Origin of the sequence: Bradyrhizobium sp. PSBB068 (assembly GCA_016839165.1) — a bacterium.
In the GTDB taxonomy this organism is placed as follows: domain Bacteria; phylum Pseudomonadota; class Alphaproteobacteria; order Rhizobiales; family Xanthobacteraceae; genus Bradyrhizobium.
In genome coordinates, this window is sequence record CP069300.1 from 844,514 (window position 1) to 858,489 (window position 13,976).

Genomic DNA, 13,976 nt, shown 5'->3' on the forward strand with positions numbered 1-13,976 from the left:
ATGCTCAGCATGTCGATCATGGCAGCATCAACATAGCCGCTCGTGCCGTCGCATCCATTGCGGCGAAAGCGCGCACGCGCCGCACGTCAGGGCTGGCCGATGCCGGTGAGGCCGAGCGCAGCACCTGCGGCGAGCGCGAGCAGCGGATGGATGCGGGTCGTGGTGGTGGCGATCGCGACGCTGGCCGCGATCAGGATCGTGCCCCAGCTCGAGGCAGAGGCGTGGGTTATGATGATGGCGCTGGCGGTGACGAGGCCGGCGGTGACTGGGACCAGCCCGGCCTGCACGGTGCGCCGCCAGGGTCGGTCCTTGAAGCGCTCCCAGAGCCGCAGTGCAAAGCCGGTGACCAGCGACGACGGACCGAACTTGGCGAGCGAGGTCACCAGCACGCCGGAGAAGCCCGCGACATGCCAGCCGACCAGCGGCACCACCATCATGTTCGGCCCGGGCGCGGCCTGCGCCAGCGCGAAAAGCGCGCCGAATTCCTGCGCCGTCATCCAGTGATGGATGTCGACCACCTGACGCTGCATCTCGGGCAGGATGGTGTTGCCGCCGCCGAAGGCCAGTAGGGAGAGCTCGGCGAAGATCAGTGCGAGCGTGACGAGGGTTGCAGTCATGATGCCTGCCTCGCGCGCAGCAAGATGCTGAGCGGCGCCAGTGTCAGCAGCGTCGGCAGCAGCGGCAGCCGGAGCACCGCGATCGCGAGCACGCAGAGCGCGCCGATGACGAGGCCGAGCACATCGCGGCGCAGCGGCCAGGCGATCTTGATCGCGGTGGAGATCAAAAGCCCGGCTGCGGCTGCGGCGAGGCCGCCGAACAGATGGCGCACGACGAGGTCGTCGGCGAAACGGGCGTAGATCATGCCAAGGCCGATCACGACGGCGGTCGGCACCGCGATCAGCCCGATGATCGAGGCGAAGGCGCCGGGAATGCCGCGAAACTTCAGCCCGACCGCGACCGACATGTTGATGATGTTGCCGCCGGGCAGGAACTGGCAGAGCCCGAGCAGGTCGGTGAACTCGGCGCCGGTGAGCCAGCCGCGCTTCTCCACCATCATGTGGCGCGCCAAGGGCAGCACGCCGCCGAAGCCGGTCAGTCCGAGGATGAAGAAGCCCGCGAACAACTCGCCGATATCGGGCGCCTCGTGCTTGGTGGTGAGGGTGGCGGGGGCTGCATCCATCGGCGCGTCGGCTCCGTTTCTTGTCGTGTTCGACCCGAACCTAGTTTGCGATGCTCCAAATATCAAATATATGGATCATTGAATTATCATATCTGCTGTATATGGATCGGTCCTATGATCGAGCTGCGCCATCTCCGCTATGCCGTCGCGGTCGCCGAGGAAGGCCATATCACCCGCGCTGCCGCTCGCCTCGGCATCCAGCAGCCGCCGCTGAGCCAGCAGATCCGGGCGCTGGAGGCCGCGATCGGCGCGCCGCTGTTTCGCCGGCAGCCGCGCGGGGTCGAACTGACAGCCGCCGGCCGCGCCTTCGTGGAGAAGGCACGCGCGATCCTGCGCGACACCGACCTCGCCGTGGAAGCCGCGCGCCGCGCCAGCCGCGGCCAGGAGGGCCAGCTTGCGATCGGCTTCACCTCGTCGGCGGCCTTCCATCCCTTCGTCACCGGCGTGATGCGCGAAATGCGCGAGCGCGCGCCGGCGATCAGATTGTCGCTGGAGGAGGCCTCGACCGGCGAGCTGATCGAAGCCGTCGAGGCGGACCGGCTCGATGCGGCGTTCGTGCGCTCGCCGAGCGAGCGGCTGGAGAATCTCACGATCACGCATCTGCTCGACGAGGAGATGCTGGTCGCGTTGCCCGACCATCATGCGCGCGCCCGCAAGGACACGCGGCGCCGGATTTCGCTGGCTTCGCTCGCCGACGAGCCGCTGATCCTCTACCGCCGCCCGACCGGGCCGGGCCTCTACGACAGCATCATCGCCGCCTGCCGCGCGGCGGGCTTCAGCCCGAAGGTCGCGCAGGAGGCGACGCGGATGGTGTCGACGCTCAGCCTCGTCGCCGCCGGGCTCGGGATTTCGATCGTGCCGGAATCGATGGCGCGGCTCGAGACCGCAGGCGTCTCCTATCTCCGCCTCGACCGTGCCACGGGCCTGGTCGCCCCGCTCGCGCTGGCGCGCAAGAAAGGCCCCGCCGGCGGCACGCTCGGCCGCCTGCTCGCCATCGTGACGCGGCGGGTCAAGGACCGCGCCGAAACTTAGCGCGCTGCGCCGTCACGCCCCCATGGGGTTGAAGGCCGGTCCGGACCGTTGCCGCGGGATACGCACGCCGCGCCCGGCCAGATCACGCAACTGCACGAACATCATCGCAGTCATCAATGCGTCGTTGAAGGCATCATGCTGTCCAAGCGGCGGAATGCCGAGATCGCGCAGGATCGCGGCGAAGGAGAGGTCGATCGACGTGTTGGGAGGCGCGCCGCCATATTTGCGTTCGTAGTAGAGCCGTGAAACCTCGATGCGGTCGTTGGGCAGCTCGATTCCCACCAGCGGAAGGACGTACTTGTCCAGCATGGCGATGTCGAAGTCGACATAGTAGCCGACCAGCGGGCGCGGACCGATAAAGCGCAGGAAACTCGGCAGGACCTTCCAGACGATCGGCGCTGCCTCGACGTCGGACCGGCGCAGGCGGTGGATCTTGATGGATTCCGCGCCCATCTCGCTGTCGGGGTGGATCACGACTTCGAAATGCTCGCTGGTCAGAATCCGATTGCCGCGGATCTTGATTGCAGCAATGGCCACGACGTCGTCCTTGCGCACGTTGAGACCGGTGGTCTCGCAATCGATCACGACAAACTCGTCGTCCGGAGCCCGGCCGAACATGAAGCGATACGACTGGTCGCTCAGGGTCGCCTGATGCAGCAGCCGCTTGATCGCACGGGGCAGCATTTTAGAACATGCCGAGTTTGAAATGATGGCGGACAATGTCGCGGAATTGCTTGACCACCTGGAGCGCGTCGCGCAGCAGGTGGCGTTCAATGCTGGACAGCTGTGCCGGTCTCACCAAGGTCCCCGATACGCCCGCGGATGCGGCGAGTTGCCCGTCGAGCCGAAGCGTCAGCAGGAAGCGGAAGGCCTGATTCAAATCGCGTCCGAGGTCGGTTCGCAGTACGCCCAGCTCGCATAGCCGCGCGATCCGCTTGTCGGTGGAGGTCTCGCGCAGGCCCTGTTCGAGCGCCAGGCTGCGGACGCCGTGCACGACGGGAAAGATGCCGCCTTTCTTGAGGTCAAGTGCGTCTCCCGTGCCCTCGGAGGTAATCAGGTTGTTGAACAGGCCGATCGGGGTTTCAAAGGCGTCGATTGCGCGGGCGAAGTGGGCGAGGAACGCCTGTTCGCCCCGGACCATGTCGATCAGCGCCGCCTTGGCGCTGTCGAGCAGTTGCGCGTTCCCCGCGATCGCCTGCGCGTCATAGATGATCGCCACGTTCATATGCGCGGTCTGGTCGGGAAGCACGATCCATCGGCGGAAATCCGCGAGATAGTCCGAGAGCGGCTTCGACCACGCCGGATTGCGCACCATGATCTCGCCGGGACAGGGCGGAAAGCCGAAGCTCTCCAGAGTCGTGGAGAATTCGCTGCGGAACGGCTGAAGGATTTCGCTTCGGACCGGACCGGCCAGGATAAGGCCGTTGTCCTGGTCGGTGCGTGTGGTCTGCTCGCCGCGTCCCTCGCTGCCCATGACGATCAGACAGCCGCTGGTTCGCAACTCGGCAGGCGCGATCATTTCGAACAGTCTGGACAGCAGGCGCCGGTTGAGGTCGGAGGCGATCTCCGCGATCACCTCCACCTTGACGCCCTGTCTTCGCAGTGCCCGCGTTTGCGCCTCGATCTCGCGCGCAGCGATCGCCAGATCCTGCGGGCTGGAGGCGCGATCGATGCGGCCGGCGACGACCTGGGCGCTGCTTGCCAGGAATCCGAGAAGGTCGATGTCTTCGAGAATGCCGACGAACTGTTCGCCATCGCGCACGGCAAGGCGCCGCTTGTTGTACTTCGTCATGAGCAGCAGCGCCGAGGAGACGAAATCGTCCGGCCTGACCGACACGATGTCGAAATTGGCAAACTCGCCGACCGGCGTTTCGATCGGCTTACGCCGTAACACCGCGGCCTTGGACAGGTTCATGCCCGTGATGATGCCGATCCGCTCGCCACTGCGCACGAACAGCGCGTTGCTGTCGATCTTGTGCATCAGGTGACCGGCAGCTTCAATCGTGTCGCTCGCAGCCACCAATGCCGGAGGATGGAGGAACAGCTCGCTGACCTTGGCGTGCATCAGCGAGCCGTAACGTTTCGCTTCCTCGTCGTTGGCGAGTTCATCGAGCTTCCGGGAGATGTCGCGGTAGAAGAATGCTGCAAATCGTGGGTTGGCCCTGATCAGGTTGAGCGCGACGGCCCTGGGGATCACGTAGCAAAGCGTTTCGTCGCGGGCGAGAAACTGATGCTCGCTCTCGCCGTGAACCAGCGCGCGGCTGTCGAAAGTGTCCTTGGGGCCGAGCAATGCGAGCAGGGCGGCCTCGCTGCGCTCCTCGACTGTGCCCTTGATCACGACATAGAGCGCGTCGGCCGGGGCGTCGCTGCCGATGATCGTCTCACCCGGACTGAAGTATACGATATCGAGCGACGCCCGCAACGTCTCGCCCTCGTGCGGCGTCAGACGATCGAACGGCGGGTTGCTGATGTCGAATGCCTTGGGCATTGCGGTCTTCCGGGGATGCGGACAGCGTGGACGACCTGACGGTTGACCTTGGAAAGGCGGCACCGGCCGGTCCACGCGACCCGTCCGGTGCCGAAGCGCGGTTGTTCAAGCCTGCTCTAGTGCGTCGTCGCCGAGGCTGCTCCGATGCCGGTCTGGCTGCGGACATATTGTGCATCGAAGCCGCTACGGTCGATCGCGCCGCGCTTGCTGCGATCCAGTGTGGAGACCAGCCAGATGCCGGCAAATGCCAGCGCCATCGAGAACAGCGCCGGATTGTCCAGCTTGACCGGTGCCGATCCCTTGGCGAATCCCAAGGTCACCTCCCAGACCGCCGGCGAGAGAACGACGCCGACGACGGCACTGATCAGGCCCAGGAATCCGCCGATCAGCGCGCCCCGCGTCGTCAGTCCTTTCCAGAAGATCGACATCACGAGCACCGGGAAATTGCAGGATGCCGCAATGGCGAAGGCGAGGCCCACCATGAAGGCGACATTCTGGTTCTCGAACACGATACCGAGGAAAATCGCCAGTACGCCAAGCACCAGCGTCGCGACCTTCGAGACGCGAATCTCATCCTGCTCGTTGGCATTGCCGCCCTTGATCACCATGCCATAGAGGTCGTGGCTGATGGATGATGCCCCGGCGAGGGCCAACCCCGACACCACCGCGAGGATGGTGGCGAAGGCGACGGCGGAAATGAAGCCAAGAAACAGGTTGCCGCCGACGGCGTTGGCGAGGTGAATCGCCGCCATGTTGGAGCCGCCCTTGATTGCCGCGATTCCGCTCTTGGTCTTCTCGAGGATGCTCCCGTCCAGGAACATCGCGTCGGTCGACACCAGGGTGATCGCGCCGAAGCCGATGATGAAGGTCAGGATATAGAAATAGCCGATGAAGCCGGTGGCGTAGAACACCGATTTGCGCGCGGCCTGGGCGTCCTTGACGGTGAAGAAGCGCATCAGGATGTGAGGCAGCCCTGCCGTTCCGAACATCAGCGCCAGGCCCAGCGAGATTGCCGACAGCGGATTGGAAATCAGGCTGCCGGGCTCCATGATCGCGAGCTTCTTGGGATGCACTTGGGTTGCCTTGGCGAACAGCGCTTCCGGGCTGAAGCCGTATTTATAGAGGACGGCTCCGGCCATGAACGTCGCGCCCGAGAGCAGCAGCACCGCCTTGATGATCTGCACCCATGTCGTCGCCTTCATGCCGCCGAACGTCACGTAGACCATCATCAGGCCGCCGACCAGGACGACTGCGATCCAGTAGTCGAGGCCGAACAGCAACTGGATCAGCTTGCCGGCCCCGACCATCTGGGCGATCAGATAGAACGCGACGGTCACCAGCGAGCCGCATGCCGCCAGGATGCGGATGTCGGTTTGCCCGAGCCGAAACGACGTCACGTCGGCAAAGGTGAACTTGCCGAGGTTGCGCAGCTGCTCGGCGATCAGGAAGGTGACGATCGGCCATCCCACCAGCCAGCCGACCGAGTAGATCAGGCCGTCGTAACCCGAGGTGTAGACGAGGCCCGAGATGCCAAGGAACGAGGCCGCAGACATATAGTCGCCGGCGATCGCAAGGCCATTCTGAAAGCCGGTGATTCCGCCGCCTGCGGAATAGAAGTCGGCCGCCGATGCGGTCCGCTTTGCGGCCCAATAGGTGATGACGAGCGTGAGGCCGACAAATCCGACGAACATGCCGATCGCCGCCCAGTTGATCGCCTGCTTGGCGCCGCCCTCGACGGTACCCGCTGCAAGAGCGAGCGTGGGCACGCTCGCGAGCAGGATTGCCAGCAACCAGGAGAGCTTTTTCATCAGCGGTTCTCCTCGATGATCTTGCGAATGAGTCCGTCATAGCTGGAGTTCGCCCGGCGCACATAGATGCCGGTCAGCACGAAGGCGAGCACGATGACGGACAGTCCGATCGGTATGCCGATCGTTGTCACGCCGCTGCCGAGCGGTGTGCCGAGAAACTTGGGAGCGTAGGCGATCAGCAGGATGAAGCCGAAATAGACGATCAGCATCATCAGCGACAGCATCCAACCGAGCGACGAACGCCGGCGCACGAGCTCCTGGTAGTTCGGATCGCGTTCGATCCCTGCGAGATTGTTGCTCACATCATGATCCCTGGTGTTCTTCCCGTTGAGACAGCCCCTTGGCCGGGGTACTCGGGCTCTATTGCGCTGTCCGCGCTGCAGCCTCCATGATCCAGATCAAAAAAAGTCGGCCTTATCGGAGGGAACGGGTCGCCGGCCGCGCCATCGGTGTTGCGCGAAATGGCCGGAAATCGCCGCCGGCTCGGCTGCCACGTTCGAATGGCGCGGAATGTGGGGACTTTGGCGGGACCGGATTGCGTCGCGGGGCTAGATCACGCGCATCGAACCCGCTTGATGTTCGGCTGATGGCATCAGCTCAGCTTCGGAAACTGCGCGGGTTCAATCATCACAGTGAAAGGCAGTTCCCATGACACGTTTTCCTGTCCATACGCTCGATACCGCCCCGGAAGCCTCGAAGCCCTCGCTGCGCGACGCCGAGGCGCGATTTGGCATGATCCCCAACCTTGCGGCGGCGATGGCGACGTCGCCCGTGCTGATCCAGAGCTTCATCGGCATCTTCGACAAGGTCCATGGCGGCAGTTTCGCCGAGCCGCAGATCCAGACCGTGCTGCTCACCGACGCGGTGACCAATCGCTGTAGCTGGGCGGTCGCACTGCATTCCGTGCTCGGCTTGCAGGCCGGTCTCGATCCGGCCGACGTCGAGGCGATGCGGGCCGGACGCTCGCCTGCGGACAAGCAGCTCGGCGCGCTCTCGACGCTGGCACGGACATTGATCGAAAAGCGCGGGCGGCTCGACGAGCAGGACACCGAGACGTTCCTGGCGGCCGGGTTCAGCAAGGAGCTGCTGCTCGAGGTGATCACCATCGTGGCGGCGTCGACCATCACGAACTACACCGGCAGCGTGACCAATCCGCCGCTGGAAGCGGGGTTGCAGGCGCATGCCTGGAACGGCTGAGTATCAGACATTGCGCGCCGGCCATGCGCGCTCGCTTCACCTCTCCCCATTGGGGAGAGGTGAACTTCCGCTGCCGATCCAGGTTCGACCCAATTCCATCATGCCTGGCCCGCAAACCTCGCGCGGTAGTCCTGCGGCGTGGTGGCCAGCAATCGCAGGAAGCTGCGGCGCATGGTCTCCTCGGAGCCGAAGCCGCAGCGTTGGGCGATCCGCTTGATCGGCAGCCGCGTCTCCGAGAGCAGGTGCCGGGCACCCTCGACCCTCAGGCGCTCGATCGCGCGCGCCGGCGTCAACCCAGTCGCCTCGGCATAGTGCCGGCTGAAGCTGCGCTCGCTCATGCCGGCCTGGTTCGCCAATGTGGGAAGCGAGAGATCGTCGGCCAGATGGCTGCTGATCCAGTCATGCAGCGCGCTGAACCTGTCGTCGGCCGTTTGCAGCGACAGGATCTCGCTGAATTGCGCCTGCCCGCCGGGCCGCTTGAGAAACACCACCAGATAGCGCGCGACGGCAAGCGCCGCCGCGCGGCCGAGATCATCCTCGACCAGCGCCAAAGCGAGATCGATGCCCGACGTGACGCCGGCCGATGTCCAGAACGTTCCGTCGCGCACGAAGATCGGATCGGACTCGACCCGGACGTCGGGAAAGCGCGCGGCGAGCTCTTCCCAAAATCCCCAATGTGTCACGGCGCGACGGCCGTCGAGCGCGCCTGACGCGGCGAGCAGGAACGCGCCGGTGCAGACCGATGCGGTGCGGCGGGCGTCTGCGCTACGCTTGCGCACCCAATCCACCAGGATGCGATCGGACGATGCGGCGTTGACGCCATCGCCGCCAGGAATCACCAGCGTGTCGACCGCGGTACCGATGGCGGGTAACGGATGCACCGCGATCCCAACGCCGGCCGACGCCTCGACCGTCGGGCCGTCCTTGGCAACGACGCGGACGTCGTAGGGCTCGGCGTTGCCTGCCCTGGCCGTCAGCGCGTTGGCCGACGCGAACACCTGCAACGGCCCGGTGACGTCGAGCAGTTGCACCGCTGGATAGGCCAGCACTTCGATCACGCGCCGGTTGCTTGGCGGAGAATGTGGGGGCTTTGGCGTCATCGCCGAAGCGTGCCGCGCTAGGTTTGCTTTGTCCATAGTGCAAGGAGAGCCCGATGATTGCCCATGATGTCCACCTGCGGATCGGATCGCTGCTGTTCGAAGGCGTCGACCAGATCGACTTGACCGGTCCTTTCGAAGTGCTGTCACGGATTCCGAATTCGACCTACCGCATCTACGCCAAGACCATGGAACCGGTGCGCGACCTCAAGGGTTTGCGCCTGACGCCGGATGCGACGCTGGCCGAGGCGCCGCCGCTCGATGTGCTGCATGTGCCGGGCGGCTTCGGTCAGGAAGCCCTGATGGAGGATGCGGAGGTACTCGGCTGGATCCGCCAGCAGGCGGCGGGGGCTTGCCGTATTTTTTCGGTCTGCACCGGTGCATTGCTGTGCGGCGCGGCGGGCCTGTTGAAGGGACGCAGGGCGACGACGCATTGGGCGTCGCTGCATCTGCTGCCGTACTTCGGGGCCACTCCGGTCAACGAGCGCGTCGTGATCGATGGAAGCTTTGTGTTCGCCGCCGGGGTCACTGCAGGCATCGATGGCGCGTTGCGGCTCGCGGCCGAACTGCGCGGCGACGACGCGGCGCGGGCGATCCAGCTCTACATGGCCTATGCGCCGGAACCGCCGTTCGACAGTGGCACGCCGGAGACGGCACCACCCGAGATCCTGCAGCGGACGCGCGAGGCGACACACGCGATCACGGCGCAACGGGAAGAGACCGCGCGCCGCGCGGCCGCCCGGTTGGGCGTGATCGTGCCGGAGTCCGAGCGCGCGGGCTAGAACCCCGTTCCGATTGAATCGGAACGGGGTTCTAGATTCTTGTTCTGGCGCGTTTTCTTCACGCGAACCGGTGTCCACTTCGCTGGAAAACGCTCTAATTGCCCGGCTCGAAGCTGCAGTCGGCGCCGCCGCCGGCCTTGTCCTTGATCACCTGGGGATCAAGAGTGCAGGACAGTTTCGACAGCGCCTCGTAGATCGTCCCGGCGGCGCCGTCGCCGGGCACGCCGGCGAGCGCAATGGTGGCGTAGATCGCGTTGGCCTCGCTGCCCTTCACGGTGTGGGTCCTGCTGCCGAAGGTCAGCACGCAGGAACGCGAGGTGATGTCGACATTGCTGGCGCGGCAGACGACCTTGTCGGCGGTGACGGTGATCTTCCTGGTGACGTGGACGTTGCTGTCGCCGTTGAAGAAAGCGGCGACCGCCTTCTTCTCCTTGGCCGGCAGCGCCGAGGTGGGCGCCACCACGCCCGCGAGCGCCAGCGCGACCGAGCCGGACGCGATCGCGGGCGCAGCCCACGCGGCGGGCGAGGCCAGCGACAATGAACATGCGAGGATCGTCAGTCGGCCCAGTCTCATTCCAGTCTCCTGTCAGCGCGCTTTCCGCAGCGCGAAATCGCTAGCACGTCCTGTGGTCGGGGTGGGTGACGCCCTTCACACGCCGTCCCGCAACTTCGCGTGAGGCCGCTGCGCGCATGGGGCAGGGCGGACCCGCGTGGACCGGCTTGCACGATCGCGCCATCGGCGTCACAGTCCCGTCTGCGGCAGCGATGCCGCCAACAACGACGACAAGAAGGTCAATCCGGGGAACGCCATGGCGGCCACGCGCATCGATTGCGACATCCATCCCGCGGTGGGGGGAACGCGCACCACGCTGCTGCCCTATCTGAGCGATCACTGGAAGGAACAGGTGGTCAGCCGCGCCATCGACGGGCTCGACCTCAATTCCTATCCGCCGTCGATGCCGCTGTCGGGCCGTGCCGATTGGCGGCCGGCCGACGGCAGCAAGCCCGGCAGCGATCTTGCCATGGTGCAGCGCGGCGCGTTCGACCAGCTCGGCGCCAGCCACGCGATCTGCAACGTCGTCTATGGCGCGCAGGCGGTGTTCGATTCCTATATGGCGGCGGACTTCTGCAAGGCGATCAACGACTGGATCGCGGCGGAGTGGCTTGCCAGGGACTCGCGGCTGCGCGCCTCGATCGTGGTGCCGATCCAGGCACCGGATCTTGCGGTCGAGGAGATCGAGCGCCGCGCCGGCGATAACCGATTTGTCTCCGTGCTCGTGCCGTCGCAGGGCGAGATGCTGCTCGGGCGGCGGCATTACTGGCCGATCTATCAGGCCGCGGAGAAATACAGGCTGCCGATCGCGATCCACGCCGGCAGCGCCTATCGCGGTGCGCCGAGCTCGATCGGCTGGCCGTCCTATCGCTACGAATATTATCTCGCCGAGGCGCAGGCGTTCCAGGCGCAGACGCTGAGCCTGATCTATGAGGGCGTGTTCGGGAAGTACCCCGGATTGACCGTGGTGCTGATGGAGTCGGGCGTCAGCTGGCTGCCCGCCTTCATGTGGCGCGCCAACAAGACCTGGCGCGGCGTGCGCGTCGAGGTGCCATGGGTCGAGCGCGAGCCGGCCGCGATCATCCGCGAGCATTTCCGGGTCACCATGCAGCCGTTCGACGCGCCGCTGGATGCGACGGGTGTTGCCGACATCATCGACCAGATCGGCTCCGACAAGATGTTCCTGTTCGCATCCGACTATCCGCATTGGCAGTTCGACGGCGACGATCCGGTCCCGCCGCATCTGCCCAAGAGCCTCGTCCAGCGGATGTGCGAAGACAATCCGCTGGAAACCTTTCCGCGTCTGAAGCTCGACGCCTGACCATGACGAAGCTCGACATCACATCGGCAGTGCCACACCTCTCCCCACCGGGGAGAGGTCGGCGCGCAGCGCCGGGTGAGGGGGCGCAAGTCTCGCGAGGGACCGCAAGGCCCTCACCCGGATTGCATCTGGCGATGCAATCCGACCTCTCCCCGATGGGGAGAGGTGACGGCCACACCGGCTCAATTCAATGGAGGATCGCATGAGTGACGTCATCGACCGCCCGATGCTCGACCAGGAAACGACCGCTGCGACACGGCTGAAGATCATCGATTGCGACATCCATCCGAGCATCCATTCGCATAGCGACCTCAACGAGTTCCTGCCGAAGCGCTGGCAGCAGCATCTCAAGGAATACGGCAGCCATTTGCGTACGCCCTATATCGGCACCACGCCGTATCCGCGCTCCTCGCCGCTGATCGCGCGGCGCGATGCCTGGCCGCCGACCGGCGGCGTGCCCGGCTCCGATCTCGATTTCATGCGCAAGCAGCACCTCGATCCGTTTGATGTCGAGTTCGGCATTTTGCAGGTGCTCGATCTCTTCATCTTCTCGCAGCAGAACCTGGAGTTCGGCGCCGCGATCCAGCGCGCCATCAACGACTGGCAGCTGGCGTTCTGGGCGCATCGCGATCCCAGGCTGAAGGCATCGATCCTGGTCGGGCAGGACGGCTCCGACCTCGGTCTTGCCGAGATCGAGCGCTGCGCCAAATCAGGCGAATACATCCAGATCAACGTCTCGCCGCGCGCCAACGAGCCGCTCGGCCGCCGCCGCTACTGGCCGATCTACGAGCGCGCGCAGGCGCTCGATCTGCCGCTCGGCATCCATGTCGGCGGCTATGGCGGGCACGCGCCGACCGGCGGCGGCTGGCCGTCCTATTACTGCGAAGAGCACCAGTCCAACGCGCACACCGTGGCCTCGAACCTCACGAGCCTGGTGCTGGAAGGCGTTCCCGAGCGCTTCCCGAAATTGAAGATCGTGTTCATCGAGGGCGGCTTCGGCTGGATCCCCGCGACGATGTGGCGGATGGACCAGCACTTCGAACGCTTCCGCAGCGAGGTGCCGCATCTGAAGCGCAGGCCGAGCGAATATGTGAAGGAGAGCTTCTGGTTCACGACCCAGCCGATCGACGAGCCCGATGAAGCCAAGCACCTGCGTCAGCTGATCGAGTGGGTCGGCATCGACCGTCTGCTGTTCTCGTCGGACTATCCGCACTGGGACTATGACGACGCCCGCTACGCCTTCAAGACGCCGCTGACGGACGCCGAACGGCGCAAGATCTTCAACAGCAACGCGCGTGCGGTTTACAAATTCTAGGACTGAGATGACCCGTCACATCGTCGCGCGCACCAGCGAAATACCTGCCGGCGGCAACAAGGTGTTCGGCATCGAGGGCCGCGACATCGTCGTGTTCCACGTCAACGGCGAGTTCTTCGCGCTGCTCAACCGCTGCCCGCATGAAGGCGCGCCGCTGGAGAAGGCCGCCTGCGTCGCGCGCCTGACCTCGCCGGAGCCCGGCATCTATCAGCGCGACCGTGTCGGCGAGATGCTGCGCTGTCCGTGGCACGGCTGGGAGTTCGACATCCGCAACGGCCAATCCTGGTTCGACCCGAAGCGGTTCAGGATCCGCTCCTATCCGGTCGCGGTCGAAAGCGGCGCGGAGTTGCAGAAGGGCCCTTACGTCGCCGAGACGTTTCCGGTGCACATCGAGGACAATTACGTGATCGTCGAGGTTTGACCGTTATTGCGATATTTGCAATAATGAAGTTCCTACGACGGTCATTATAATCATCGATGCAATGAGCCACCTTGAGGTCGCGGTCGGGAATGGCCCCGTCCACGACATGAGGAACGGCACCATGAAGCTCTATCACTTCGCGCTCTCCGGTCACGCACATCGCGCCCGCCTGTTCATCTCCCTGCTCGGAATTCCGCATGAGTTGGTCGAGGTCGACCTCGGGTCCGGAGCACACAAGACGGCGGAATTCCTGGCGCTCAATCCGTTCGGCCAGGTGCCGGTGCTTGACGACGACGGCACGATCATCGCGGATTCCAACGCGATCCTGGTCTACCTCGCGACCAAGTTCGGCCGCACCGACTGGCTGCCCCAGGATGCGAAGGGCGCCGCGACGGTGCAGCGCTGGCTCTCGGTCGCCGCCGGCGATCTCGCCTTTGGTGCCGCCGCGGCGCGGCTCATCACCGTGTTCGGCGCGAAGTTCAATCCGGACGACGTGATCGCGCGCGCCCATGTGATGCTGAAGCGGCTCGAGGCTCATCTCGCCGATCGCGACTGGCTGGTTGGCGCGCAGCCGACCATCGCCGACGTCGCACTCTACAGCTATTTGTCGAGCGCGCCGGAAGGCAATGTCGATCTCTCCGCCTATCCGCACGTCAACGCGTTCCTGCGCCGGATCGAGGCGCTGCCGGGCTTCGTGCCCTTTGCCAAGACCCGCGTCGGTCTGTCCAAAGCTGCGTGATGTGCTGAGCGGGCGCGTCCCAGGGCGCGCCCGTGCAAGCCCG

General features: G+C 65.1%; 15 protein-coding genes. 7 read left to right on the plus strand and 8 right to left on the minus strand.

The window, feature by feature from the left end; genetic code table 11:
* Positions 1-86 precede the first annotated feature (86 nt).
* Together JQ507_04000 and JQ507_04005 are read right to left on the minus strand one after the other, a co-directional pair.
* Positions 87-617 carry a chromate transporter gene (locus JQ507_04000; protein QRI70705.1) on the minus strand — a complete coding sequence of 177 codons (531 nt, stop codon included), beginning with the start codon at positions 615-617 and terminating at the stop codon, positions 87-89.
* Positions 614-1,180 (minus strand): chromate transporter, encoded by a 567-nt coding sequence (locus tag JQ507_04005; protein QRI70706.1) that lies wholly within the window; start codon positions 1,178-1,180, stop codon positions 614-616. The genes JQ507_04000 and JQ507_04005 overlap by 4 nt, the downstream gene beginning before the upstream one ends.
* 114 nt (positions 1,181-1,294) lie before the next feature.
* On the opposite strand from JQ507_04005, the gene JQ507_04010 reads away from it, so the two are divergent.
* Positions 1,295-2,212: a LysR family transcriptional regulator gene (locus JQ507_04010; GenBank protein ID QRI70707.1), complete on the plus strand. Its 918-nt coding sequence runs from the start codon at positions 1,295-1,297 to the stop codon at positions 2,210-2,212.
* 12 nt (positions 2,213-2,224) lie between these two features.
* Here JQ507_04010 and JQ507_04015 read toward each other — a convergent pair whose 3' ends face one another.
* The 4 genes from JQ507_04015 to JQ507_04030 form a co-directional block, all read right to left on the minus strand.
* Positions 2,225-2,896 carry a 3'-5' exonuclease gene (locus JQ507_04015; protein ID QRI73167.1) on the minus strand — a complete coding sequence of 224 codons (672 nt, stop codon included), beginning with the start codon at positions 2,894-2,896 and terminating at the stop codon, positions 2,225-2,227.
* A 1-nt stretch (position 2,897) separates the two neighbouring features.
* On the minus strand, positions 2,898-4,700 hold the full coding sequence (locus tag JQ507_04020) for a cyclic nucleotide-binding domain-containing protein (protein ID QRI70708.1): 1,803 nt from the start codon (positions 4,698-4,700) through the stop codon (positions 2,898-2,900).
* A 116-nt stretch (positions 4,701-4,816) separates the two neighbouring features.
* A complete protein-coding gene (locus JQ507_04025) occupies positions 4,817-6,508 on the minus strand; it encodes a cation acetate symporter (protein ID QRI70709.1) in 1,692 nt (563 codons plus the stop codon).
* Positions 6,508-6,810: a DUF485 domain-containing protein gene (locus JQ507_04030; GenBank protein ID QRI70710.1), complete on the minus strand. Its 303-nt coding sequence runs from the start codon at positions 6,808-6,810 to the stop codon at positions 6,508-6,510. The genes JQ507_04025 and JQ507_04030 overlap by 1 nt, the downstream gene beginning before the upstream one ends.
* Before the next feature lie 346 nt (positions 6,811-7,156).
* Here JQ507_04030 and JQ507_04035 point away from each other — a divergent pair, with 346 nt between their 5' ends.
* Positions 7,157-7,705 (plus strand): carboxymuconolactone decarboxylase family protein, encoded by a 549-nt coding sequence (locus JQ507_04035; GenBank protein QRI70711.1) that lies wholly within the window; start codon positions 7,157-7,159, stop codon positions 7,703-7,705.
* 98 nt (positions 7,706-7,803) lie between these two features.
* Here JQ507_04035 and JQ507_04040 read toward each other — a convergent pair whose 3' ends face one another.
* Entirely contained in the window at positions 7,804-8,841 is a 1,038-nt protein-coding gene (locus JQ507_04040; GenBank protein QRI70712.1) for a GlxA family transcriptional regulator, read from the minus strand.
* Positions 8,842-8,858: 17 nt separating this feature from the next.
* Between JQ507_04040 and JQ507_04045 the strand changes: the two genes are divergently transcribed.
* A complete protein-coding gene (locus JQ507_04045) occupies positions 8,859-9,584 on the plus strand; it encodes a DJ-1/PfpI family protein (GenBank protein QRI70713.1) in 726 nt (241 codons plus the stop codon).
* 94 nt (positions 9,585-9,678) lie between these two features.
* Here JQ507_04045 and JQ507_04050 read toward each other — a convergent pair whose 3' ends face one another.
* The gene (locus tag JQ507_04050) at positions 9,679-10,158 is read right to left on the minus strand and encodes a hypothetical protein (GenBank protein ID QRI70714.1); all 480 of its coding nucleotides are present in this window, start codon (positions 10,156-10,158) and stop codon (positions 9,679-9,681) included.
* Between the two features lie 235 nt (positions 10,159-10,393).
* On the opposite strand from JQ507_04050, the gene JQ507_04055 reads away from it, so the two are divergent.
* From JQ507_04055 to JQ507_04070, 4 genes are all read left to right on the plus strand, one after another.
* Positions 10,394-11,458 carry an amidohydrolase gene (locus JQ507_04055; protein QRI73168.1) on the plus strand — a complete coding sequence of 355 codons (1,065 nt, stop codon included), beginning with the start codon at positions 10,394-10,396 and terminating at the stop codon, positions 11,456-11,458.
* Positions 11,459-11,660: 202 nt separating this feature from the next.
* Positions 11,661-12,773: an amidohydrolase gene (locus JQ507_04060; protein ID QRI70715.1), complete on the plus strand. Its 1,113-nt coding sequence runs from the start codon at positions 11,661-11,663 to the stop codon at positions 12,771-12,773.
* Positions 12,774-12,780: 7 nt separating this feature from the next.
* Positions 12,781-13,194 carry a Rieske (2Fe-2S) protein gene (locus JQ507_04065; GenBank protein QRI70716.1) on the plus strand — a complete coding sequence of 138 codons (414 nt, stop codon included), beginning with the start codon at positions 12,781-12,783 and terminating at the stop codon, positions 13,192-13,194.
* Positions 13,195-13,315: 121 nt separating this feature from the next.
* A complete protein-coding gene (locus tag JQ507_04070; protein QRI70717.1) occupies positions 13,316-13,933 on the plus strand; it encodes a glutathione S-transferase family protein in 618 nt (205 codons plus the stop codon).
* Positions 13,934-13,976 lie beyond the last annotated feature (43 nt).